Source organism: Nocardioides sp. Arc9.136 (assembly GCF_030506255.1).
Classification (GTDB): Bacteria; Actinomycetota; Actinomycetes; order Propionibacteriales; family Nocardioidaceae; genus Nocardioides.
The window spans coordinates 396,804-418,752 of the sequence record NZ_CP113431.1 but is presented as its reverse complement, the minus strand read 5'-3'; the positions used below and the strand labels follow the sequence as shown (position 1 = coordinate 418,752).

Below are 21,949 nucleotides of genomic sequence, written 5' to 3'. Positions count from 1 at the left end.
TCAGGCCGTTACACGGCGTCGTCGTCCGGGCCAAGAGTGCTGGCGATGTCCTCGTGAGCCTTGTCGTAAGCCTCGAGAAAGCCCTCGTGCGCCTTCTCGGCGCGTGCCAAGAAGTCGTTCCAGTTCTGGCGCAGGACCCGCTTGTCGTCGGCTGCGGCGTTGAAGGCGCGGCGCTTGGTCCGGTCCCTCACGTTGACGTCGTCAGCGACTAGATCGATCACCCAGCCGTCCGAGAACACCCCTTCGACCCACTTGTGCGACTCGAAGAAGTCCTCGAAGGCCTCCAGATAGTTCTCCAGGCGCTCGTAGTCCTTGTCGTCGAACGCGTGACCAGGCTTCTTGATTTCGACGACGTGGAGTTGCAGCCCGACGTGCACCAAGGTGAAGTCGGGCCGCTTTTTCTCGAACGAGATCGCGATCTCAATCTTATCCCCGTACTTCTGCTCCCAGAAGGCAGCGAATTGGCTGCGGAAGGTCTTCAGGCTCTGGTTCTGCGTTATGACAGACCAGTCGGCCCGGATGAGCCAGGGGGCGCCGGCCAGAAGCTGCTGCAGGACACCCTCGTCCACTCCCTGCTTTGCCAGCGCCTCGCGAAGTTCGACCACGCTCTTCACCCGCTCGTGGGCGATCTGTGCGTAGCTCGCGAGCTCAGCCGTGCGCGTGTGCCGGAAGATGGGCAGGAGCTGATCGACGGTAGCGTCGGACAACTTGCTGATGGCCTTGAACGAGTTGATCAGGGCCTGATGGGGACCGACCTGGAGGATGATGTCGACTAGCGTGTCAACGTAGTCGGTGTCCTCGAGCTCGTCTTCGTGAGCGAGCCCCCCGATCTTCTTGCCGAAGTCCATCACGGCCTCAAGGACCGCGTTGTCCTCGCCGTACCGCTCCTTGGCGCGCTGCTCCAGCCTCGAGTTCTCGAGGAAGATCTTGACCTTGGACTCGCGGCGCGGACCCGCTGATGCTTTAGCAATCTGCTTGACCCGGGCAGCGCCCCAGGCCCGGAGGGCCTCGCCGTACTCCGAGTCCCAGAGGATGCCTTGCCGGTCCGTACGTACGAGGTCCTCGTCATTGTCAAGGTCGAGCCACTCGGCGTGCATCTCGCCGACGAGGTACGACCGGGCGGTGAACTCGCCGGTGAACCCGGCCGGCTGCTCGAAGTCGCGCGTGGTGGCGACGATCTTTCCGCGCGCGTAGATGCGGACGCCGGCCTCCTCCTCGTTCTTGATCGCCTTCTTGCCGAAGGCCATCCACCCGGTCACGGGCAGCACTTGGGCGCCGCACTCCACCGGATACGAGGCCACATCGATCTTCGTAGCCTCGTCGACCTCGATGTCAAACTTCGGGATCTCGAAATCCTCGCCGGCCCGAGTGTCGTTGATGGTGATGGTGAAGTCCGGTCGCGCTAGAGAGAACCGCCGCGCGACCTGACGCTCGAAGGTCTTGCGGGCTGGCACACGCTTCGGAAGGAAGTCCCTGAGGGTCACCACTGTCCCGGGCACCGGGTCCCAGGTCCGGTCGTCGGGCCCCCGCGGGATGGGGACCTCGGTCTCCTCGTCCCGGACTATGTTGTCGAACTCCAGGATGAAGTGGCTGACGAGGTAGCCACGATCTGTCTTATCGCCGCCCGCCGAGCGGACCTCGATGGTCTTGCAGATGCCGAAGGGCGCGAGCTTCCCGATCCCCTTGCGACCCATGACGGGCCGCCTCTTGCCGCGGGACAGCCCACCGACCTTCACCCCCTCGTCATCCTTGCGGGAGCGTCGGTCGGCACCGACGACCAGGAAAAACGACTGCGCCTCTTCGGGGGTCATCCCGTGGCCGTCGTCGACCACGGTCACGTCGTAGCCGTGCTCCGTGACGGCGCCGTCCTTCTTGGTGGCCAGCTCGGTCCCGAGCGGGAGCGTGACGATGACGGTCTCGGCATCGGCGTCGTAGCCGTTGGCGATGAGCTCCGCGACGACGGCGCTGGCGCGGTCGTAGAGCTTGACCCCGAGTTTGTCGACGGTCAGCCGCGACATCTTCATGGTGTAGTCCGAGGCGGGGTCATCAGCGGTGACCTGCTCGCCGGCCTCCACCAAGGCCACCTGCTGCTCGCTCACCAGACAGAGGCTAGGTCAAGACCAGGACGCGCGTCCGGGTTCTGGTCAGCCTGCCCCGAACCCGCGCCGCGGGTGCCATAAGGTTGCGCCGTGCGCACCGCGATCGACCTGTTCGCCGGCGCGGGCGGGGCGACCCAGGGCCTGCGCGACGCGGGCTTCGATGTGGTCGCCGCCGTCGAGAACGACGCAGCCGCGGCGGCGACCTGGCGAGCGAACCACCCGGGCAGGATGTTCGAGTCCGACATCAGGGCGGTCGACACCGACGATCTTCGCGGCGCGCTCCCCGAGGGCGCGCGGCTGGACCTCCTCAAGGCGTGCCCGCCGTGCCAGGGTTTTTCGTCTCTGCGGGGGGCCGATCCCGACCCGGAGCGCAACGACCTGGTGCTCGACACCCTGCGCCTCGTCGACGCCCTCCAGCCACGCGTCCTCCTCCTGGAGAACGTCCCCGGCCTAGCCCGCGACACTAGATTTTCAGCCCTCGTCGAGGGACTGGACGACCGCGACTACGCGGCCCGCCACTACGTGGTCGAGGCGAGCGAGCTAGGCGTACCTCAGCGCCGTCGGAGACTCGTGCTCATGGCGGTGCACCGGGACGAGGGCGCCGAACCGCCGGCGGAACTGGCCGATCTGCTGCCGCACGCCGAGCGCGCTCCCGCGACGACGGTGGGACAGGCCTTCTCCCAGCTGGTGCTTGACATGCCCGTCGACGACGAGTGGCACCGTTGGCGACGGAGCAGTGAGGCCGTCCGGGCCAGGATCGCGGCCGTGCCGGTGAACGGCACCCGGCTCGACCTACCGGAGGAGCACCAGCTGAAGTGCCACACCCGGTTGGGCACGAAGTCCGCCCTCGCCAGCTACGGCCGGATCAAGGCCGACGGGGTGTCCCCCACCATGACGACGAGGTGCACGACGCCGGCATGCGGATCGTTCATCCACCCCACCGAGCACCGAGGGATCTCCGTTAGGGAAGCGGCCGCGCTACAAACGTTCCCCGCGCGGTACAAGTGGACCGGTGGGTACGACAGCGTGGAGCGCCAGATCGGCAACGCCGTGCCGGTCCGGATGGCGGAGGCGCTCGGTCGCGCTGCCGGACGCCTACTCGACGGTTCAACGGCCTCCGCGTTGAGCGCGGGAAGCAGGCGTGGGCCCTCCAGTGAGAAAGGGACCCACGCCCCGAGGAGTCACGACTCCTTAGCCGCCTCGCGCTCGGCGCGCTTCTTCTCCGCGTAGTCGCGGCTGGCCTGACGGGCCTTCTCCAGCTTGGCCGGGTCCTTCCGGTACTCGCGGGGTGTAGTGCATCGTGCACATGCCCTTGGCGCTCGCGACGCGGTCGCGACCCCTCGCAGAACACTGCTTCTTCTTGGCGGGCGCGGCGGGCTTCTCGGCGGCCATCTCGGTTCCTTCCTCGTGTCGGGCTGACACGAGGAAGTTGCCGCGCCGTCGGGCGCTCGCGACCCCCGGCCCGGGCCGCGGGGGCGGACCCCCTGTTCCCCGCCAGCGCATGGGGTCTAGCGACCCCAACGTGTTTTTCGAACTCGGGGTGCGGACCTCGGTGAACAAGTCGATCGCGCTCGTGCGCTGCAACGCTGAGCGCCAATTCCCTTCGACGTGAGCGGCATCAACACGCACACGTACGACCCCTCGCCGAAGGCATGGCGGTTCGGGCCCGAGATCGAGGGGCTCACTGCCCATCTACTCCAGGCGGAGTCGAGCTGCGCCGACGAAAACCCCATGTGGCAGCAGTTCTGGAAAGTTCTGAAGGCCCAGGAGCCGACCCCGACGGGCACGAGGAAGGCCATTCTGGATGTCCTCAGTCAGCGGTCGACGACTTGGCTCACGGACTGAACGCCGTCTCGCATGGCCGGACCAGGTACGCGACGCCTGCCTTCCGCGACCCGGCCGACCCAGCCTCGCCTCTCACAACCAATGTCGGCGCCCTCGCCACGGGGATCGTCGCACTGGCATCGGAGACCGACCAGGTGGTCGACATCCACTTCGAACCGACCGAAGGCTTCGTCGTCAGCCATCTGACGCCGCTCAACAACGACAGTCAGACATTCAGGCATCAGGTACGCCGGGAACTCGAGGACTACTCCGTCTCCGTCCGATTCCTCACGGCCAAGGGCGCGAAGAAGATCGGCCTGATACGCGACTATCCCCCGCGACACCCACCGCGCACCGTCAACGTCCCCTCGGCTTGCCTGCTTGCGTCCCCGCCGGGGACCACAACATTGCGTCATACCGCCGCCTATGTGCCGGGCCGGTCGAACTCGACCGACGTCGCTGAGCCGACAGCACGCTCTACGGTGACCTCATGCCGACGGCCCGCAGACGACGGCTCCCCAGAGCCGCCGGTCTATCGTCCGCCTACTGGGGGGCGCTGGCGCTGCTCGTGCGACCGGCGTACATCGCGACGGAGTTGGTCGTCGCGGGCGCGACGACGGGCGGCTACAGCTTCCTCGCCGACTCGGTCAGCCGACTCGGAGAGGTCGGTTGCTCGGCGGCGTACTGCTCGCCGCGTCACGGGGTCATTAGCTGGTCGTTCATCGGGTTCGGTGCGTTGCTGGCCGGCGGCGCTGTGCTGATTCGGCGGGCTCTGGGGCCATCGGTGACGGGACTCCTCGCGATCTCTGGGCTCAGCTCGGTCGCCACGGGTCTCGCGCCTCTCGACCAGGACCCCACGCTGCACGCGATCGTCGCGGCACCCCTGTTCGTCGCTCAGCCGGTCGCGCTGGTCGTCCTCGGTGCCCGGTTGCGGCATGCCCGGCCTCGGTTGTCCCGGGCGCTGCTCGCCACGGGAGTCGTGACCGGCCTGGCGGCCGGGGCGTTCGTGCTCTCGGGTGATGGCCCCGTGTCGGGTGCCCTCGAACGCCTCGCCCTGTGGCCGGTGCTCGTCGGGCTGGCCGCGTTCGCGTGCACGTTGCTGACGTCCGATGACCGTCCGGGACCCGGTGGGGTCGGCGCGGACACCAGTCCGCCGCGTCCGGCGGACGCTGCGGGTGGACTCAGCGCCGAGGTGACGACCCAGCCGCAGACGCCCGCGGGCTGAGCGCACAGGTCTGGGCGAGACCGAGGGCCCAGCACGTCGGGCACCCGCGCAGCAGCACAGCCGCGGGGACGACGAGCAGGAGCGCGAGCGGTCCCAGCCACGGCACCAACACGAACGCCGCCACCATCATCGGCAGGCCCAGCGCCCCTCGGACGAGGTGCCGGCCGACGCTGCGGCTGGCGAACATGGTGTCGGGCTGGCTCATGCCGGGGATTCGACGCCGACGCGGCGAACGGATGGCGTGCCACGCTCGGTGGCTCACGGGTCCGAGCTCGCCAACGTGTCCAGGTCGCGGGCGCAGAACCCGTGGTGGGCCCACTCCTCGTCGAGCACCGTGCCCAGGCACTGCCGGACGGTGCGGCCCGCGGCGTACGGCGGCCACCTGCCGTCGTCCGGGACCGGCGCGGTCCGCGCGAGCTGGTAGGGCGTGACCCCGGCCAGCCACGTCTCGACCTCCGAGGCCTGCCGGTCGCGGACGGCAAGCACCTCGTCGAGGCTCGGGCGCGCGGCCGGGTCGAGCCCGATGCCCTCCTGCTCCATGACCGACGGCGGCCCCAGACCCATGGCCGTGAACGGCTCGGTGAGCCCGAGCACGCAGCGTCGGAACCAGGAGTCGTGCACGAAGACCAGGTGGCGCAGGGTCTCGACCATCGACCACTCACCGTCGACGGAGCGGTGCTCGCTGTCCTCGGGCATCGCCCGGACCCGCTCGGCGGTCGCCTCCCAGTCGTCGCACAGCTGCCGCCATCCCCGGCGCAGGTCGTCCGGGTCGTCGGAGCGGAGCAGCAGCCGCACCGGGTGACGGCGGTCGAGCTCCGCCTCGACGTACCCCATCACCTCGACCCCGTTGACCATGAGCCGGGTGACCAGGCCGTCGATCACCGCGTCCTGCATGACGACGCCGACCATCCGCGCCCCGCTCAGGTCGCACTCGCGGAACTCCGCGCCCGTGAGGTCCTCGTCGTCGAAGCGTCGCACGCCGTCACGCTAGGCCGTGCTCCGCCGAAACGCACTCGATCGGCGCGGCAGCGCGACCGGCCGGAGCGTCGTTCAGCGGCCCGTGTCACGCCAGAACGGCAGGCCGGCCCCCGCGGCCACCGCCTCGGCGGAGGTGGTGACGTCGACGCGGGGGTCGCCGGCGATGGCGAACAGCACGTCGGTGGCGATCGGCATCTCCAGGTCGCGCGGGTCACCGGTGATGGACGGCCCGGCGTAGAACAGCAACGCGGCGCTGTCGCCCTTCTCCACCACCACGTAGACCACGCCCGGGTCCTCCTCCGGCGCTTCGTCCTCCCACATCAGCACGCCCTCGTCGGTCTCCACGCACCCGGCGAGCGAAGCCGTCGCCCGGGCGTCGCAGTCGAGGAGGGAGGTGTCGAGCCCCTCGCCCACCGCCACCACCAGCACGTCCCCGTCGTACTCACCCGTGGAGCCGTACCGGAGCTCGGCCCCGACCCCGCCCCGGGCGAACTCCTCCGCGGCATCGCTCTCCCGCGCCGCCGAGTCCGGGGTCCCGGCGTGCTTAGCCGCGACGTGGGCGAGCGCCCGCGCCGTGGTCGGCTCCCGCCCTCCGCTGGCGGCGTCCGTCGGGGTCGCCCGGGTGCCGTCGCCGCAGCCGCTCAGCCCCAGGGCGAGCACGGCGCCGACCAGGACCGACGAACGCATCTCCATCGTGCTCCTCACCGGTCCGGGCTCAGCGGGCCCGGCCCCGGTCATCCCGAGCCGGCCGAACGGTCGCGTCCGCCGGTCGGCGACAGCCGGAACGTCCACTGCCGCCGATCTGCGGACGGCTGGCATCCTTCCACGGTGGCCAGGGGCGGTGAAGGCGAGCGGCGGTACGGCTGGTCGGTGCGGAACCGGGACGGAAGTCGGTCCTACTACCGGGGTGGGAGCAGGACCCCGCTACCCCGACCCGCGGCAGCCCCGGGCCCGATAGACGTCCGGGTGTTCGTCGATGACGCCTCAGGGGTCGGGCTGTGGAGGGGCGGAGCGACGTACCCCGACGAGCTGCCGCTCTCTGCCCGGCTCGCAGCTGACGTGCAGGCTTGGGTCGACGAATGGACGCTCGACTTCACCGCCCCGGACTTCGATGAGGAAGCGCACGACTGGCGGGGGCACGCCCTCAGCCTGCGCATCCAGGACGAGCTCGGCGACGGGTACTCGGTGACGTTCATCCCGCAGTCACGAGTGGTGACCGATGCCTTGCGCGGCAGCGCGACTGACTGAGGACCAGTACGTTCCCGGCGTTCGACGGTTGTCACCGATCCCTGACCCCTGTGCGCTCGGGACTCCTCGTCGTTCCGACCCTCAGTCCCGTTCGGGCCAGCGCCACGCGACCGTCATCGACGCTCCGATGTCGACGGCCCGCCACTGCTGTGACAGCGCGTCGAGGCGAGTGAGGACCCGGTCGAGGTCGGTGTCGTCGAGGTCGGTGGGCGGAGGGTCCTGACGGACGTGGTGGCTCCCGGGCAGGTGCCCGCTGCGTCGCAGCCAGCGTGGGTACACCTGGGCCGCGAGCTCCTCGGACCGCCCCATGTCACCCCCGGTGGACCTGTTGCGCCGCTCCACCCGGCGCGCCCACGCCTTCGTCCGCGGCTCCTCGGTCGGCACGAACGTCCCGGCGTTCCCGCCCGCGGCGAGCTGTCCGAAGATCCCGCTCCGCAGGCCGAGCTCCTCCTCGACCACTAGGTGCACCAGGTCGTGCGGGATCAGGTCCGAGTACCCGGGCGCCGGGTCCATGCGGAGGTCGCCGTGCTTCTCGCGGAGCACGGCGACGGCGTACCGCCGGTGCCCGGTGCGCTCGAACCTCACGTGCATCCCGGTGACGCTAACGGTGCCGTCCGAGCCCACCGACTTTTCACGCGGGTGCCGGCCGGCGGCGGCCGGCCGGATCAGCCGCGGGCGAGGTGCTCGCGGAGGTTGCCCAGGGTGGACCCGAAGGCCGCGGCGTGGTCCTCGCTGAAGATGCCGTCGGGGACGTCGGTGGCCGTGATGACGACGCGGGTCCCCTCCTCGACCGGCTCGAGCGACCAGGTCAGCGTCATGGTCCCGGCCAGGTCCGGGTCGTCGGAGACGAACTCCGCCTGCTCGACGAGCCGGTGGGGCGCGTCGAGGTCGAGGAACCTGACCTCGACGACGTCGGTGCCCCCGCCCGACTTCCCCCGGGTCGTCTCGTCGTCGTAGGTCAACGTCATCCGGTAGCCGCCGCCCGGCCTGGCGTCGAACCAGTCGAACCGTCCGGTCATCCCGGCGGGCGGCAGCCACGCGGTCCTGGCTGCCTCGTCGACCAGCGCGGCGAAGACCTCGGCGGGCGTCGCCTCGACGACGGCCTCCCCGACATCGGTGTGGGTCATCGGACGACCGTAGACCGGACCGGCGCGGAGGACCCTTGACAACTTTTCTCGTCAAGACGCAGAGTGGCGAGCATGCAGGACGTCGAGGTCATCGAGAGCACGGAGGCAGCCGCCGCCGCGCTGGACCCGGTCCGGGCCCGGCTGCTGGCCGAGCTCGCGGTCCCGGCGTCCGCCGCAGGGCTCGCCGCCCGGGTCGGCATCGCGCGCCAGAAGGTCAACTACCACCTCAAGGCGCTCGAGGCGCACGGGCTGGTGGAGCTGTCCGGCGAGCGCCGGCACGGCGGCATCACCGAGCGGGTGCTGCAGGCGTCGGCGGCGTCGTACGTCGTGTCGCCGGCGGCCGTGAGCGCGTCCGCGGCCGACCCCGACGCCAACGCCGACCACCTGTCGGCGGGCTACCTCGTCGCGCTGGCCGGTCGGCTGGTGCGCGAGGTCGGCGCCCTGGCGCGCCGGGCCGGCGCGTCCGGCAAGCGCCTGCCGACGCTGACCATCGACACGCAGATCGGCTTCCGGTCCGCCGCCGACCGGGCGGCCTTCGCCGACGACCTGACCGCCGCGGTGCTCGACCTGGCCGCTCGCTACCACCACGACGACGGGCGCCCGCACCGGCTCCTGGTCGCCGCCCACCCCCTTCCCGAGGAGAACCCATGAGCACCACCCCGAACGTCCCCTACCGCCTCGAGTTCAGCGTCGAGGTCCCCGGCACCCCCGAGCAGGTCTGGCAGGCCATCGCCACCGCCCGGGGCATGAGCGCCTGGTTCACGCCCACGACGATGGAGGAGCGCGAGGGCGGCTCCCTCCACTTCGACATGGGCCCGGACATGGGCTCGGACGGCCAGGTCACCGCGTGGGAGCCGCCGCGCCGTCTGGTCTACGAGGAGGACTGGGCCGCGCTCATGGGCAAGGAGCCGGACGCGCTCAGCCCGCTCACCTCGGAGTTCATCGTCGAGGCGCAGTCCGGCGGGACCTGCGTCGTGCGGGTCACCAGCAGCGGCTTCGGGACCGGCGCCGCCTGGGAGTCGGAGTTCTGGGACACCATGGCTCCCGGCTGGACGCCGTTCTTCGACAACCTGCGCCTCTACCTCGCGCACTTCCCGGGTCAGGAGGCCACCCACCTGGAGGCCACCGCCGCCCACGCCGGCGACGCCGAGGCGCTCTGGACGGCCGTGCGCGACCAACTCGGGCTGGGCCCCGAGGGTGCCGCGGTCGACGTGCGCGGCGCCACGGGCACGGTCGAGCGGGTCGGCGACCGGCAGGCGCTGGTCCGGCTCACCGCACCGGTGCCGGGGATGCTCAGCGTCTACACCTGGGACGACGGCGACGGCAAGGCCACCGCGGGCGTCCGGGCGTACCTGTTCTCGGCGGACGCGGCGGACTACGTGCGGCGCGAGCAGCCGGCCTGGCAGGACTGGCTGCAGAACCTCTCCGTCCCGGCCTGATCCGGCCGTCACCAGAGCGAACGTGAGGCCGGGCGGCGCGTCGCCCGCCCGGCCCCGTGCGGCTCACTGCTCGAGCAGGTGCTCCCGCAGCGTGCTGCCGGTGTACTCCGTGCGCAGCCGTCCGCGCCGCTGCAGCTCGGGGACGACCATGTCCACGAACTCCTCGAAGCAGCCCGGGGTGTACGTCGCGATGAGCATGAACCCGTCGGCGCCACCCTCGTCGGCGTACGTCTCGAGCTGGTCGGCGATGGACGACGGGGTGCCCACGAGGACCGGCATGCCCATGCCCTGGGCGTAGATCATCGCCGCCTCCGCGACCGTGACCGGCTCGCCGTTCTTGGCGTAGAGGATCGACTCGAAGAGGCCCTGGATGCCCGGCACCTCGATGTCCTGGATCTGGTCGTCGGGGTCGAAGGTGGAGAAGTCCAGGCCGAAGTGGCCCGACATCCAGGCGATCGCACCCTCGAGCGGGATGCAGGCCTTGATCCGCTCGTACTTGGCCTGCGCCTCCTCCTCGGTGGGGGCGACGACGGTCTGCACGCCGAACAGGTACTTCACGTCCCCGCGCTCACGACCGAACTTCGGCAGCCGCGAGGTGACGTCGTCGACGTACTCGCGCATCCGCTCGACGCTCGGGTGCACCGCGAAGATCGCCTCCGCGTGCTTCGCCGCGAAGTCGCGGCCCCGCGGCGACGACCCCGCCTGCCACAGCACCGGCCGGCCCTGCGGCGAGGGAGCGACGAAGTGGCGGCCCTTGCTCCGGTAGTACTCCCCCTGGTGGTCGACGACCGTGACCTTGTCAGGGTCGGCGTAGACCCCGGACTCGGCGTCGGCCACGATCGCGTCGGGCTCCCAGGAGTCCCAGAGCTTGTAGCAGAGCTCCATGTACTCCTCGAGCCGCTCGTAGCGGTCGGCGCGCGGCGTCATCTCCTCGCCGTAGGCCTCCCACTCGCTCTTGGAGTACGACGAGACGATGTTCCACGCGATGCGGCCGTCGGAGAGGTGGTCGAGGCTGGAGAGCCGGCGACACATCGAGTAGGGGTGCTCGAACGCCGTCGACAGGGTCACGCCGACGCCGAGGTGCTCGGTGGCGCGGGTGATGATCGGGACGATCGTCGACGGCTCGTGCGTCGGGCACTGCACGGCGTACCGCACCGTCGCGTCGGAGCTGTCCTCGTGCGTGGTGTACGGCGCGAGCTCGTCGGCGATGAACATCCCGTCGAAGCGCCCGCGCTCCATCGTCCTGGCCAGGTGCTCCCAGTACGCCGGGTCGGTGAACGACCAGCCGACCTTGTCCTGCGGGTGGCGCCACATGCCGGTGGCGTGGCTGTTCACGCCGTTCTGGATGAAGCCGAGGAGGTGCAGTTTCTTCGTCATGTTCCGTTCCGTTCCGGTGTCTGGGTGTGCGGCGCGGCTCAGTCGCCGCGGATGTTGTCGCGCAGGGTGGCCCCGGGGTAGCGGGTGCGGTAGCGGCCCCGGCGCTGCAGCTCGGGCACGACGAGGTCCACGAACTCCTCGAAGCACCCCGGGGTGTACGTCGCCAGGAGGATGAAGCCGTCGGCTCCGCCGTCGTCGAGGAGCTCCTCGATGCCGTCCGCGACGTCGGCCGGCGAGCCGACCAGGCGCGGCATCGAGAACCGCGAGGAGTAGGTGCGTGCCGCCTGCGCGACCGTGACGGCGGCACCCTCGGTGGCCTGCGTGACCAGGGCGTCCTTGACCCCCTGGATGCCGGGGACGTCGATGTCGACGAGCGGCGCGTCCGGGTCGACCGCCCCGAAGTCGACCCCCAGCTGGCCCGACAGCATCGCCAGCGCACCGCCGTCGGGCACCAGGGACTCCACGAGCGCCGCCTTCTCCTCGGCCGCCGCCCGGGTCGGGGCGACGACCGGCAGGATCCCGACGTAGATCCGGACCTGCTCGGGGTCCCGCCCGCAGCGGGCGATCCGCTCGCGCATGTCGGTCGTGTAGGCGCGGACGGCCTCGACCGTCGGCTGGATCGCGAAGACCGCGTCGGCGGTGGCCGCCGCGAAGTCGCGGCCCTGCGGCGAGGAGCCGGCCTGCCACAGGACCGGGGTCCCCTGCGGGGACGGCTTCACGAAGTGCCGGGCACGGCAGGTGAAGTGCTTGCCGCGGTGGTCGACCTCGCGGATCCGGGCGGGGTCGGCCCAGACCCCGGTGGCCGGGTCCGCCACCACGGCGTCGTCGTCCCACGAGGTCCACAGCTGCTGGCAGAGGTCGACGTACTCCGCGATCCGCTCGTAGCGCTCGGCCCGGTCCGGCATCACCCCGCCGTAGGCGTCCCACTCGCTCGGCGAGTAGGAGCCCACGACGTTCCACGCGACCCGTCCGCCGGTGAGGTGGTCGAGGGTCGAGAGGCGGCGCGCCATCGAGTACGGGTGCTCGAAGGCGGTGGAGAGGGTGAGGCCGATCCCGAGGTGCGACGTCGCCCCGCTGATGACCGGGGCGAGCGCGGCGGGCTCGTGGGTCGGGAACTGCACGGCGTACCTGACCGTCGCGTCCGAGGAGCCCTCGAAGGAGTTGTACGGCGCCAGCTCGTCGGCCAGGAAGATCCCGTCGAAGAGCCCCCGCTCCATCGTCCTGGCCAGGTGCTGCCAGTACTCCGGGCCCGCGAAGTCCCACCCCACCTTGTCCTGGGGGTGGCGCCACATCCCGACGACGTGGCTGCTCAGCCCGTGCTGGACGAAGCCCAGGAAGTGGGCACGCCTCACGCGCGGACCTCGTCGGCCCTGGCGGCGCGCGAGCGCCGGTCGACCACGAACGCGGTGACGACGGCGGCCGCGCTGCCGAGGCTGAGGACCGGCATGAGGTACCAGGCGTACGGCGTGACCCCCATCAGGACGACGCAGGTGAACGACGCCACGACGCCGCCGAGCGCCTTGACGGAGAACCGGAGGTCGCTCTCGGCCTCCACGACCTCCGAGACGTCCCGGTCCCCGCCTGCCTGCAGGTGGCGGAACTCCTTCACGCCCTCGGCGACGAGGGCGACGGTGATGGCGACTCCGATGACGGTCGCGATCCAGAACAGGGTCATCGCTCGGCCTTTGCAGTGAGGAGGGGCTCGGAGGCTTCGACGCGGTTGACGCGCTCGAGCCGCGCGTAGTCGAAGGTCGTGCGGGAGAAGGCGCTGCCCAGGACGAGGACGAGGAGCGACGTGGCGAGCAGGGTCGCGGTGCCCCACAGCTCGTCGACGTTCTCGCGCACCAGGTAGCCGGCGGTCGCGGCGGCGAAGATCGCGGCCACGAAGGCCGGGGCCGTCGTACGACGCCAGAAGATGGCGAGGGTCAGGGGCAGGATCAGCGCGCCCTTGAAGAAGTAGATGGTGTTGACAGTGGTGATGTAGTCGTTGCTCGCCAGGACCACGATCCCGCCGAGGACGCCGCCGGCGACGATGCTGCCCTTGGTGATCCGGAGGACCTGCTTGTCGGGCATGCTCGGCCAGCGCGGCTTCACGACGTCGGTCGCGACCAGCGAGGACAGCGCGGAGAACGCGCCGTCGATGGTGGAGTAGCAGGCCTGCAGGATGATCGTCACGTAGAGCGCCACCAGCACGGTCGGGAGACCGAGGTGGGTGATGACGTGCGGGCCGATGGCGCCGGCACCGTTGGCGCCGAGGTCGTCGAGGGTCACCCCCTGCGCGATGCCGATCAGGCCGAGCAGGCCCATGCACAGCGGGATCGGGTAGAACCACAGCCCCGCCCACAGGAACGTGCGCGACATGCTGGCCGGCTTCATCGACCAGGCCTTCTGCCAGAACGTCTGGTCGGCCATCGTCGAGGCGAGGAGGCCCAGGGCGAGCGAGATGCCGAACGCGGCGGCGGCCCGGGTGTCGACCGCGTCGAGGTTCGAGGCGTCGGCGTCCTCGACCGCCTTGAACACGGTGGAGGCGCCGCCGGCCTTCGCCAGCGCGTAGAGGGTGACGAGCGCGGCCGGGACCGTGATGCACAGGGTGCCGATGGTCCCGGTGATCGCGGAGGTCCACAGACCGCCGAAGTAGGAGTACACGGTCACCACGACCAGGGCGACGACCAGCACGGCGGTCGCCTGCAGGTCGAAGACGACGCCCATCACCAGCACGATGCCGAAGAGGTTGATGAGGACCTCGCAGATGATGACCGCGATCATCACCAGCAGGATCGCCGCGCTTGCGACCGGGCTCTCGAACCGGTGCCGGACGAACTCGACGATCGTGTAGCCCTCCGGCATCCGGCGGCGCAGCGCGACGGCGAACGGCACCATCAGGATCACGGCGAGGCCGTTCGGTACGACGAACCAGACCAGGCCGGACGTGCCGAAGGAGAAGGCCTGGGCGGAGGACATCATCACGGCCATGGACCACGTCCAGACCGCGATCAGCGCCCCGACTCCGTAGCCGAAGCCGATCTGGCGGCCGGCGATGATGAAGTCGCGGGTGCTGCTGACCAGGGTGCGGACCACGAGCGCGACGGCCAGCAGGCCGGCGCCGAGTCCGATCATGAGGGCATAGCCCAGCAAGGGGGAAAGCGTCACAGGGTCACCTCGAGGAAGGCGGGCAGAGGAACCGCGGCCCGAGCCGAGGTGGTGTAACCCTACTAATTCACTTGTCTAAGGTGACGACCGGTTCGACATGCGGGACGCCGGCGCCGATGGCAAGGAGACCTCCCGCTCGTCGGCAGGGAGGCGGTCGCGGCACGGCCTGGAGGCTGCGCGCCGCGAAATGAGAAGAACCGCCGGGGTCTCGGGTCCCCGGCGGTTCGAGAACGAGCCAACCACCGAGACCGCAAGATCACCTCGAGAAATCCTCAAGATCTCCGCAACGTGCACGCACGGCCGCCACCCAGGCATGCCCAATCGGGCAGTTCAAGTAGTCCATTGGTACTAGTCCCCGGCGCGTCCTGGGCCCCAGGGGTTCTACTTCTGGCCAGACACCAGAAGTTCCGCTTCTCTCGGGTGGTGCGAGTGTCCATGGGGGACCGATGTCCAAGTGCACCCAGCCCAGAGTCGTGGTCGCGGACCAACAGGCGATGCTCACCGAGTGCCTCGGGGTCGTCTTCGAGATGCGCCAGTACCAGTACCGCGTCGTCCCCATACCTCGCGAGCCGGCGAGCGTCGGGCACATGCTCAGCCAGGTCCTCAAGCTGCGACCCGACGTGCTGGTGATCAACGCCGACCTGGGCCCGACGTGCAACGGGGCGGCGCTGGTCGCGCCGATGACCCGGGCGGGCGTCGCGGTGGTCGTGCTCACCGACACCGTCGACGAGGCCCGCGCCGGCGAGTGCCTGCTGCAGGGGGCCCGGGCGGTGCTGCCGAAGAGCGAGTCGCTGGCCGTCGTGGTGTCCGTGATCCGGCGGGTCCTCGCCGGCGAGCCGGTCCTCGACCACGCCGAGCGCGATCGGCTCGTCGCCGCCTACCACCGGCGGGAGTCCCACGAGCACGGCCTGCGCGAGCGGCTCGACCGGCTCTCCCCCCAGGAGTCCGAGGTGCTGCGGCACCTCATCGCGGGCCGGACCACGCGCGAGGTCGCCCAGATGCGGGTGGTCTCCGAGGCCACGGTCCGCACCCAGGTCAAGGCGGTGCTCGCCAAGCTCGAGGTCAGCTCCCAGCTCGCCGCCGTCGCCCTCGCCCGGCGGGCGAGCTGGACGGCGTCGGGGACCGGCCCCCAGGCCGGCGCCGCCCGCGCGCCGCGACCGACCCGGGTCCGCGCCGGGCAGCCGCCTCATCCGCCTCAGCCGGTCGGCGGGACGGCGTTGCGGGCGGCGGCCGCGAAGGCCCCCTGACCAGAGGGGGCGGCCGGCGCGGCGTACGACTCCTCGTGGACGACGAGCGGCGAGCGCGAGCGCCAGCCGAACCGCTCGAGGTCGGGCACGTCGGGCAGCGCGGCCACCTCGCCGACGCAGAGCCACGCGACCGGCCGGACGTGGCCGGGGAAGCCGACGAGGTCGGCGAGGACCTGCTCACGGTAGAAGCTGACCCAGCCGACGCCGAGGCCCTCGGCGGTCGCGGCGAGCCAGAGGTTCTGGATCGCCAGGCACACCGAGTACAGCCCCGTGTCGGCGATCGCGTGACGGCCCAGGACCCGCTCGCCCGCGGTGGTCGGGTCGTGGCCGACGACCAGGCCCAGGCCGGCCTCGACGATCCCCTCGACCTTGATCCCCGAGAACGTCGCCGCGCGCTCGGGGTCGTCGGCGAGCGAGTCGGCGAAGACCTCCCGCTCGGCGGCGACGTGGTCGCGGAACGCCCCCAGCCGCGCCGGGTCGCGGACGGTGACGAACACCCACGGCTGGGACATGCCGACGCTCGGGGCCCGGTTCGCGGCCTCGAGGACGCGGGTGAGCGCCTCGTCGGACGGCGGGCCGGTGAACTCCGCGCGGGTGTCGCGGCGGCGCGCGATCGCGTCGTACAGCTCCACGCTCAGCGCCTCCGCTCGCGGTCGGGGCTGTAGAGGAACGACTCCCCGCCGTCGCGGGCGTCGCCGAGGGCGCGGCCGACCAGGACGACGGCCGCCTGGCGCAGGCCCGCCTCCTCGACCTGGTCCGCGATCGACCCGACCGTGCCGCGCAGCACGAGCTCCTCGGGCTGGCTGGCGCGGTGCACGACGACCACCGGGCAGTCCTCGCCCACGACGGGGGCCAGCTCGGCCGCCAGCTCGCGGGTGCGGGTGATCGCCAGGTGCAGCACCAGCGTGGCGCCGGTCGCGGCGAAGGCGGTCAGCGACTCACCCTCCCCCATCGGCGTGGAACGCGCGCGGGTGCGGGTGAGCACGACGGACTGGGCGACGTGCGGGACGGTGAGCTCGTGGCCGACCAGCGCCGTCGCGGCGGCGTACGCCGGCACGCCGGGCGTGACGTCCCAGGCGACCCCGGCCGCGTCGAGCCGTCGGGTCTGCTCGTGCAGCGCGGAGTAGAGCGACGGGTCGCCGGAGGTGAGCCGGACGACCGCCTCCCCCGCCCGCGCGCCGGCGACGAGGTGGGCGGTGATCGCGTCGAGGTCGAGGTCCTGGGTGTCGACGAGCCGGGCGCGCGGGCCGCAGTGAGCGAGCACGTCGGGGTCGAGGTAGGTGCCCGGGTAGAGCACCAGGTCGGCTTCGGCCAGCAGCCGCGCGGCCCGCAGGGTGAGCAGGTCGGCCGCGCCGGGCCCGGCGCCGACGAAGTGGACCGCGGGGTGGCCGGCGTGGTGACCGGCGGGGTGGCCGGTCACCGCACGTACCTCGGCGTCCACACGCCCGCCGGCGACACCCGCGTCGAGGAGGCGCCGACGATCAGCAGGCACTTCATGTCGATCGAGGCGGGGTCGAGCCCACCGAGGGTGGTCACGGTCAGCGACTCCTCGGCCCGGCCGACGTCGCGCCCGACGACGACCACGGTGCCCGATGCCCGGTGCTCGAGCAGCACCGCGCGGGCGGCGGCGACCTGGTCGGTGCGGCTGCGCGAGGCGGGGTTGTAGACGGCCAGCACGAGGTCGGCCTCCGCGATCGCGCGCAGCCGCTTCTCGACGACCTCCCACGGCTTGAGCCGGTCCGAGAGGCTCATGACCGCGAAGTCGGCGCCCACCGGGGCGCCCGCCCGGGCCGCGACGGCCTGCACCGCGCTCACCCCGGGCAGCACGCGCACCGGCACCGCGGCGTACGCCGGGTCCTCGGCCGCCTCGAAGACGGCGGCGGCCATCCCGAACACCCCGGCGTCCCCGCCGGAGACGACCGCGACGCGCTCGCCGCGGCAGGCCAGGTCGAGGGCCAGCCGGGCGCGGTCGACCTCGACGGTGTTGCCCGACGCGTGCCGGGTCAGGCCCGCCCGCTGCGGCACGCGTGCGACGTACGGCCCGTAGCCGACGACGTGGTCGACCTCCGCGAGCGCGGCCGACGCCTCCGGGGTCAGCCACCCCTCCGGCCCGGGCCCGAGGCCGACGACGAGCAGCTCCGCGGCGCCGCGCTCGGCCCGGCCGACCGCGGCGGGCGCGGGAGCGGCGAGGTCGCGGGAGCGCCGGCCGTTGAGGCTGTCGCCGGTGACGACGACCAGCGAGAAGTACGGCACGGTCGCCTCGTCGACCTCGGCCACCGGCCGCCACTGCTCCTCGGGCATCGAGGCCCGCTCGACGTAGAGCGCGTGGTCGAGCCGGCCCGCCTCGGCCAGCGCGCGGCGGACCGCGGGGAAGGTGCGGCCGAGCTTCATGATCACCGCGCCGTCGGTGTCGGCGAGGCGCCGGGCGAGCTCGGGCTCGGGCAGCGTGCCGGGCAGCACGGTCAGCACGTCGGTCTGGCGCACCAGGGGGCTGGCCACCGTCGCGGTCGCGGCCAGGAACGCGGGCACGCCGGGCACGACCTCCGCCTCGTAGCGGGCGGCCAGCCGGTCGTGCATGTACATGTAGGAGCCGTAGAACAGCGGGTCGCCCTCGGCCAGCAGCACCACGTCGCGACCGGCGTCGAGGTGCGCCGCCAGCCGCGCGGCCGAGGCCTCGTAGAACTCCGCGAGCGCGCCGGCGTAGCCGCCGGGGTGGTCGGTGGTCCCGGTCGTCACCGGGTAGGTCAGCTCCTCCTCGACGACGCCGTCGGGGATCAGCTCGGCGGCGATGCGGCGGGCGTTGGACCGCTTGCCGGCGGCGGCGTGGTACGCGACGACGTCGGCCTGCTCGATGAGCCGGGCGGCCTTGCGGGTGATCAGCTCCGGGTCGCCGGGGCCGACGCCGACGCCGGCGAAGCGGCCGGTCCTCACTCCTCCTCCTGGGCGATCGCGTTGAGCGCGGAGGAGGTCATCGCGGACCCGCCGCGGCGGCCACGGACGGTGACGTACGGGACGTCGATGCCGTGGTCGACGGCCAGGTCGACGAGCGCCTGCTTGGACTCCGCCGCGCCGATGAAGCCGACCGGGCAGCCGACGATCGCGGCCGGCCGCGGCGCGCCGTCGACGAGCAGCTCCATCAGGTGGAAGAGCGCGGTCGGGGCGTTGCCGATCGCGACGACGGCGCCCTCCAGCCACGGCTCCCAGAGCGAGACGGCGGCGGCGGTGCGGGTGGTGCCCCACTCCGCGGCCAGGCCCGGCACGCGCGGGTCCTCGAGCATGCAGAGCACCTGGTTGTCGGCGGGCAGCCGGCTGCGGGTGACCCCGCGGACGACCATCGTGGCGTCGCAGAGGATCGGCGCGCCGCCCTCGAGCGCGGCGCGCGCCGCCGGGACCAGCCGCGGGTCGACGAGGAGGTCCTCGGCCAGGTCGACCTGGCCGCTGCCGTGGATCATCCGCACAGCGAGCCGCTCCGCGCTGGGCGGCACCGCCGACAGGTCCGCCTCGCGGCGGATCGTCGCGAACGAGTCGTCGTAGATGGCCGGGCCGCGGTCGACGTAGTCGTAGCGGCGCCGGGGCCGGCGAGGCGTGATCATCGGGTCTCCTCGGGGATCGGCTCGGGGATCGGCTCGGGGATCAGGACGCCGCGCCACGGCGTGACGACGAGGACGGGTGCGGCGGCGCAGAGCCGCTCGACGGCGGCGCGGTCCAGGCCCTCGTCGGGCACCGGCTCGTGGACGCCGCCGGGCACCGCGCCGTACGGCAGGGCGGGTGCGGGCGGCGGGAGGTCGGGGTGGGGTTCCTGCGGCTCGACCAGCCGTACGCCGGGCGCGAGCTCCGCGACGTGCCAGGCGGCGTCCGGGCCGTCGCCGCGGACCTCGAGGAACCGCCGCGCCAGGTCGGCGAGCAGCCGGGGGACGTCGGCGAGCGCGACGACCGGGCCCCAGGTCTCCCCCACGCGCAGCTGCCCGCGCTCGGTGTCGAGGGCGACCACGCCCAGGTCGCAGGAGCGGTCGGCGAGGTCGCCGCGGTCGTCGAGGACGAGCAGGAAGCGTCCGGGCAGGGACGCCAGCCGGGGGTCGGCCCGCAGCTCGGCGTCGAGGGCGTCGACCACCGGCCGCAGGTCGGCGCGCCCGCCCGCGAGACCGGTCTGCGGGGAGGCCATCAGGTTCCGGGCGACGTCGTGGGCGCGGCTGGGCAGCAGGCCGGTCGCCTCGACGCCGGCCAGCACGTCGGCGGGCAGCCGTTCGGTGCCGGGTTCGGCGGGCAGCGCGCGGACCTGCAGGTTGGCGCGCCCGGTCACGTGCACCCGGCCGTCGCCGTACCGCTCGGCGACCGCGGCGAGCGCGCGCAGCGAAGAGGCCGGCAGCCGGCCACCGGCCGGGCGCAGCCGGACGAGGAGGCCGTCGGCCGCGGGCCAGGGGCGCAGGACGCCAGGGCAGCGGTCTGGTCGGTACCGGTCCACCGGGGGCTCACCTTGCTCGAGTCCGGGTCCAGTGCGCGGGACCCTCGATGACCCGACGACGGGCGTCGTCAGGGCCAGCAGGTCTTCGGACTCGGATCAACCGGGAGCGGACGCCTTCCCAGGACCCGAGGGCCCCAGTGGCTGCCGTTGCCGGCGTGTCCGTCCCGTCCCCTCACCGCTGCGCGTCAGCTCCGGATTCGCACCGGATTCCCTGACCCCACGTGGGAGTACGACTGGCTGCCGCGGACCATACCGGTCCGCGCCGGTCTCAGTCCTCCCGGTCCTCCTGGAAGCTCACCTCGACGGTCTCGAACCCCTTGTGCCGCTGGGCCCGCGCGTACGCCGCGTACGCCCGCCGGTCGGCGTCGGTGAGGTCGACCGCGTCGGTGAAGGGGGTCAGCAGCGCGCGCGGCCACAGCCGGCGGCGCAGCACGACGTTGAGCTCCATGCCGAGCACGGCCGACGTGGCGGCGACGTAGGTGACCGCGAGCAGGCCCAGCACCAGGCCGAAGGTCTGGTTCATCGACGACGCCTGGCTGCCCGCCTCCGAGGCGACCGAGGCGCTCACCACCTGCAGGACCTGCCAGAGCACCGCGGTCAGCACCGCGCCGGGCACCGCGGTGCGCAGCCGCTGGCGCCGGCCGCCGCCGACCCAGAGCATCACGGCCAAGATGCCCGCGACCACGCCGACCAGCGCCACGGTCAGCCCCCACTGCAGTGCCGCGGACCCGCCGAGCCGGGCGGCGAGGACCCGGTTGAGCGCGGCGAGGACCGAGAGCGCGACGAGCGCGAGGCCGCCGGTCGCGAGCAGGACCAGGCTGCGCACCCGCACGAGGAACGGGTTGGGCCGGCTGTTGCGCGGGACCGACCAGGTGGTGTTGACGGCGTTCTGGAGCGCGGTGCCGAGCCCCAGGGAGCCGTACAGCGCGGTCAGCCCTCCGACGACGATCGCGGTCACCGAGCCCTGTAGCCCCTCGGGCCGGCCGAGCTGGTCGCCCACGACCGGGAAGCTCGCGACCGCCGAGTCGAGGACCTGCGCCCGCAGCTCGGCGTCGCCCTGCAGCAGGAAGCCGAGGATGGACGTGGCCAGCAGGAGCAGCGGCACCACGGACACGAACGCGTAGTAGGTGATCAGGACCGCGAGGTAGGCGCCCTGGTCGTCGAAGAACTTGTAGACCACCGCGAGCGGGAGCGCCACCACCGGGTGCCGGCGCTGCCAGGCGTCCCACCGGCCGAGGGGACGCCCATCGTGCTCGACGCTCGGGGGCAGACCGGTGGCGCCCATCGCCCACCCCTCCCGTCGCAGCCCCGCACGGCCCCGCCGACTCGTTACCCGGCTCGGCGGCGCGGTAGCCGGAGCGGAGGTCGTCGTCGTGGGTGGTTGGGGCGGTGCTCAGCCCACGCAGAGGCAGAACGGGTGCCCGGCGGGGTCGAGGAAGACCCGGAACGTCGTGCCCGGCTGCTGCTCGGCCTTGGTCGCCCCCAGCTCGAGCACCTGCTCCTCGGCCTGGTCGAGGTCGTCGACCACGACGTCGAGGTGCATCTGCTGCGGCACCTGCTGGCCGGGCCAGTCGGGGGCGACGTACCCCTCGACCTGCTGGAAGGACAGGCACTGGCCGTAGTCGGCGCGGACGTCGGCCCACCCCTCGGAGGTCTCCACCTTCCAGTCGAGCAGCTTGCCGTAGAACGCCGCCAGCGCGGCCGGGTCGGGACAGTCGAGCACGACGCTCGGGAAGCGGGCGATGGCCATGGGTCCGACGCTAGACCCGACCA

General features: G+C 72.2%; 24 protein-coding genes and 1 riboswitch. Of the genes, 7 read left to right on the top strand and 17 right to left on the bottom strand.

What is annotated here, in order from left to right:
- Positions 1-8 precede the first annotated feature (8 nt).
- The gene (locus OSR43_RS01985; RefSeq protein ID WP_302269287.1) at positions 9-2,099 is read right to left on the bottom strand and encodes an ATP-binding protein; all 2,091 of its coding nucleotides are present in this window, start codon (positions 2,097-2,099) and stop codon (positions 9-11) included.
- 90 nt (positions 2,100-2,189) lie between these two features.
- On the opposite strand from OSR43_RS01985, the gene OSR43_RS01980 reads away from it, so the two are divergent.
- The 3 genes from OSR43_RS01980 (at position 2,190) to OSR43_RS01970 (ending at position 5,148) form a co-directional block, all read left to right on the top strand.
- The gene (locus tag OSR43_RS01980; RefSeq protein WP_302269286.1) at positions 2,190-3,329 is read left to right on the top strand and encodes a DNA cytosine methyltransferase; all 1,140 of its coding nucleotides are present in this window, start codon (positions 2,190-2,192) and stop codon (positions 3,327-3,329) included.
- A 378-nt stretch (positions 3,330-3,707) separates the two neighbouring features.
- Positions 3,708-3,944 carry a hypothetical protein gene (locus OSR43_RS01975; RefSeq protein ID WP_302269285.1) on the top strand — a complete coding sequence of 79 codons (237 nt, stop codon included), beginning with the start codon at positions 3,708-3,710 and terminating at the stop codon, positions 3,942-3,944.
- Between the two features lie 469 nt (positions 3,945-4,413).
- Positions 4,414-5,148 (top strand): DUF998 domain-containing protein, encoded by a 735-nt coding sequence (locus OSR43_RS01970; protein ID WP_302269284.1) that lies wholly within the window; start codon positions 4,414-4,416, stop codon positions 5,146-5,148.
- On the opposite strand, the gene OSR43_RS01965 is transcribed toward OSR43_RS01970, so the two are convergent.
- From OSR43_RS01965 to OSR43_RS01955, 3 genes are all read right to left on the bottom strand, one after another.
- The gene (locus tag OSR43_RS01965) at positions 5,105-5,353 is read right to left on the bottom strand and encodes a hypothetical protein (protein ID WP_302269283.1); all 249 of its coding nucleotides are present in this window, start codon (positions 5,351-5,353) and stop codon (positions 5,105-5,107) included. The genes OSR43_RS01970 and OSR43_RS01965 overlap by 44 nt on opposite strands.
- Before the next feature lie 53 nt (positions 5,354-5,406).
- Positions 5,407-6,126, bottom strand: coding sequence for a DinB family protein (locus OSR43_RS01960; protein WP_302269282.1), 720 nt, complete (start codon positions 6,124-6,126; stop codon positions 5,407-5,409).
- A 72-nt stretch (positions 6,127-6,198) separates the two neighbouring features.
- Positions 6,199-6,819 carry a hypothetical protein gene (locus OSR43_RS01955; RefSeq protein WP_302269281.1) on the bottom strand — a complete coding sequence of 207 codons (621 nt, stop codon included), beginning with the start codon at positions 6,817-6,819 and terminating at the stop codon, positions 6,199-6,201.
- Between the two features lie 273 nt (positions 6,820-7,092).
- On the opposite strand from OSR43_RS01955, the gene OSR43_RS01950 reads away from it, so the two are divergent.
- The gene (locus tag OSR43_RS01950) at positions 7,093-7,374 is read left to right on the top strand and encodes a hypothetical protein (RefSeq protein WP_302269280.1); all 282 of its coding nucleotides are present in this window, start codon (positions 7,093-7,095) and stop codon (positions 7,372-7,374) included.
- Positions 7,375-7,455: 81 nt separating this feature from the next.
- On the opposite strand, the gene OSR43_RS01945 is transcribed toward OSR43_RS01950, so the two are convergent.
- Together OSR43_RS01945 and OSR43_RS01940 are read right to left on the bottom strand one after the other, a co-directional pair.
- Entirely contained in the window at positions 7,456-7,965 is a 510-nt protein-coding gene (locus OSR43_RS01945; protein WP_302269279.1) for a hypothetical protein, read from the bottom strand.
- A 74-nt stretch (positions 7,966-8,039) separates the two neighbouring features.
- Entirely contained in the window at positions 8,040-8,501 is a 462-nt protein-coding gene (locus OSR43_RS01940; RefSeq protein ID WP_302269278.1) for an SRPBCC domain-containing protein, read from the bottom strand.
- Positions 8,502-8,573: 72 nt separating this feature from the next.
- On the opposite strand from OSR43_RS01940, the gene OSR43_RS01935 reads away from it, so the two are divergent.
- Both OSR43_RS01935 and OSR43_RS01930 read left to right on the top strand, forming a co-directional pair.
- Positions 8,574-9,152, top strand: coding sequence for a helix-turn-helix domain-containing protein (locus OSR43_RS01935; protein WP_302269276.1), 579 nt, complete (start codon positions 8,574-8,576; stop codon positions 9,150-9,152).
- Complete coding sequence (locus tag OSR43_RS01930) at positions 9,149-9,940, top strand: SRPBCC domain-containing protein (protein ID WP_302269274.1); 792 nt, start codon at positions 9,149-9,151, stop codon at positions 9,938-9,940. Before OSR43_RS01935 ends, OSR43_RS01930 begins: the two co-directional genes overlap by 4 nt.
- Positions 9,941-10,003: 63 nt before the next feature.
- Here OSR43_RS01930 and OSR43_RS01925 read toward each other — a convergent pair whose 3' ends face one another.
- Genes OSR43_RS01925 through OSR43_RS01910 form a run of 4 tightly spaced genes read right to left on the bottom strand, consistent with a single transcriptional unit; the run spans position 10,004 to position 14,434 of the window.
- Positions 10,004-11,317: an LLM class flavin-dependent oxidoreductase gene (locus OSR43_RS01925; RefSeq protein WP_302269272.1), complete on the bottom strand. Its 1,314-nt coding sequence runs from the start codon at positions 11,315-11,317 to the stop codon at positions 10,004-10,006.
- A gap of 38 nt (positions 11,318-11,355) precedes the next feature.
- The gene (locus OSR43_RS01920; RefSeq protein WP_302269271.1) at positions 11,356-12,669 is read right to left on the bottom strand and encodes an NtaA/DmoA family FMN-dependent monooxygenase; all 1,314 of its coding nucleotides are present in this window, start codon (positions 12,667-12,669) and stop codon (positions 11,356-11,358) included.
- The gene (locus OSR43_RS01915; RefSeq protein WP_302269269.1) at positions 12,666-12,992 is read right to left on the bottom strand and encodes a hypothetical protein; all 327 of its coding nucleotides are present in this window, start codon (positions 12,990-12,992) and stop codon (positions 12,666-12,668) included. Before OSR43_RS01915 ends, OSR43_RS01920 begins: the two co-directional genes overlap by 4 nt.
- Positions 12,989-14,434 (bottom strand): hypothetical protein, encoded by a 1,446-nt coding sequence (locus tag OSR43_RS01910; protein ID WP_302269268.1) that lies wholly within the window; start codon positions 14,432-14,434, stop codon positions 12,989-12,991. The genes OSR43_RS01915 and OSR43_RS01910 overlap by 4 nt, the downstream gene beginning before the upstream one ends.
- Before the next feature lie 479 nt (positions 14,435-14,913).
- On the opposite strand from OSR43_RS01910, the gene OSR43_RS01905 reads away from it, so the two are divergent.
- A complete protein-coding gene (locus tag OSR43_RS01905) occupies positions 14,914-15,714 on the top strand; it encodes a LuxR C-terminal-related transcriptional regulator (RefSeq protein WP_302269267.1) in 801 nt (266 codons plus the stop codon).
- On the opposite strand, the gene bluB is transcribed toward OSR43_RS01905, so the two are convergent.
- From bluB to OSR43_RS01870, 7 genes are all read right to left on the bottom strand, one after another.
- A complete protein-coding gene (bluB, locus tag OSR43_RS01900; protein ID WP_302269266.1) occupies positions 15,663-16,346 on the bottom strand; it encodes a 5,6-dimethylbenzimidazole synthase in 684 nt (227 codons plus the stop codon). The genes OSR43_RS01905 and bluB overlap by 52 nt on opposite strands.
- Before the next feature lie 2 nt (positions 16,347-16,348).
- A complete protein-coding gene (locus OSR43_RS01895; RefSeq protein WP_302269265.1) occupies positions 16,349-17,134 on the bottom strand; it encodes a cobalt-precorrin-4/precorrin-4 C(11)-methyltransferase in 786 nt (261 codons plus the stop codon).
- Positions 17,131-18,645: a precorrin-2 C(20)-methyltransferase gene (locus OSR43_RS01890; protein ID WP_302269264.1), complete on the bottom strand. Its 1,515-nt coding sequence runs from the start codon at positions 18,643-18,645 to the stop codon at positions 17,131-17,133. Before OSR43_RS01890 ends, OSR43_RS01895 begins: the two co-directional genes overlap by 4 nt.
- Entirely contained in the window at positions 18,642-19,307 is a 666-nt protein-coding gene (locus OSR43_RS01885; protein WP_302269263.1) for a precorrin-8X methylmutase, read from the bottom strand. The genes OSR43_RS01890 and OSR43_RS01885 overlap by 4 nt, the downstream gene beginning before the upstream one ends.
- Positions 19,304-20,176 carry a nitrite reductase gene (locus OSR43_RS01880; RefSeq protein ID WP_302269261.1) on the bottom strand — a complete coding sequence of 291 codons (873 nt, stop codon included), beginning with the start codon at positions 20,174-20,176 and terminating at the stop codon, positions 19,304-19,306. The genes OSR43_RS01885 and OSR43_RS01880 overlap by 4 nt, the downstream gene beginning before the upstream one ends.
- A 58-nt stretch (positions 20,177-20,234) precedes the next feature.
- Positions 20,235-20,429: riboswitch (cobalamin riboswitch) on the bottom strand.
- 15 nt (positions 20,430-20,444) lie between these two features.
- Positions 20,445-21,461, bottom strand: coding sequence for a YihY/virulence factor BrkB family protein (locus tag OSR43_RS01875; RefSeq protein ID WP_302269259.1), 1,017 nt, complete (start codon positions 21,459-21,461; stop codon positions 20,445-20,447).
- 108 nt (positions 21,462-21,569) lie between these two features.
- Positions 21,570-21,926, bottom strand: coding sequence for a VOC family protein (locus OSR43_RS01870; protein ID WP_302269258.1), 357 nt, complete (start codon positions 21,924-21,926; stop codon positions 21,570-21,572).
- Between the last annotated feature and the right edge of the window lie 23 nt (positions 21,927-21,949).

Bases quoted from the DNA above. Each gene is read 5' to 3' on its own strand.
- OSR43_RS01875 (WP_302269259.1), bottom strand. From the start codon at position 21,461: ATGGGCGCCACCGGTCTGCCCCCGAGCGTCGAGCACGATGGGCGTCCC.
- OSR43_RS01915 (WP_302269269.1), bottom strand. From the start codon at position 12,992: ATGACCCTGTTCTGGATCGCGACCGTCATCGGAGTCGCCATCACCGTC.
- OSR43_RS01970 (WP_302269284.1), top strand. From the start codon at position 4,414: ATGCCGACGGCCCGCAGACGACGGCTCCCCAGAGCCGCCGGTCTATCG.
- OSR43_RS01925 (WP_302269272.1), bottom strand. From the start codon at position 11,317: ATGACGAAGAAACTGCACCTCCTCGGCTTCATCCAGAACGGCGTGAAC.
- OSR43_RS01955 (WP_302269281.1), bottom strand. From the start codon at position 6,819: ATGGAGATGCGTTCGTCGGTCCTGGTCGGCGCCGTGCTCGCCCTGGGG.
- OSR43_RS01935 (WP_302269276.1), top strand. From the start codon at position 8,574: ATGCAGGACGTCGAGGTCATCGAGAGCACGGAGGCAGCCGCCGCCGCG.
- OSR43_RS01910 (WP_302269268.1), bottom strand. From the start codon at position 14,434: ATGATCGGACTCGGCGCCGGCCTGCTGGCCGTCGCGCTCGTGGTCCGC.
- OSR43_RS01940 (WP_302269278.1), bottom strand. From the start codon at position 8,501: ATGACCCACACCGATGTCGGGGAGGCCGTCGTCGAGGCGACGCCCGCC.
- OSR43_RS01945 (WP_302269279.1), bottom strand. From the start codon at position 7,965: ATGCACGTGAGGTTCGAGCGCACCGGGCACCGGCGGTACGCCGTCGCC.
- OSR43_RS01965 (WP_302269283.1), bottom strand. From the start codon at position 5,353: ATGAGCCAGCCCGACACCATGTTCGCCAGCCGCAGCGTCGGCCGGCAC.
- OSR43_RS01930 (WP_302269274.1), top strand. From the start codon at position 9,149: ATGAGCACCACCCCGAACGTCCCCTACCGCCTCGAGTTCAGCGTCGAG.
- OSR43_RS01885 (WP_302269263.1), bottom strand. From the start codon at position 19,307: ATGATCACGCCTCGCCGGCCCCGGCGCCGCTACGACTACGTCGACCGC.
- OSR43_RS01870 (WP_302269258.1), bottom strand. From the start codon at position 21,926: ATGGCCATCGCCCGCTTCCCGAGCGTCGTGCTCGACTGTCCCGACCCG.
- OSR43_RS01905 (WP_302269267.1), top strand. From the start codon at position 14,914: ATGTCCAAGTGCACCCAGCCCAGAGTCGTGGTCGCGGACCAACAGGCG.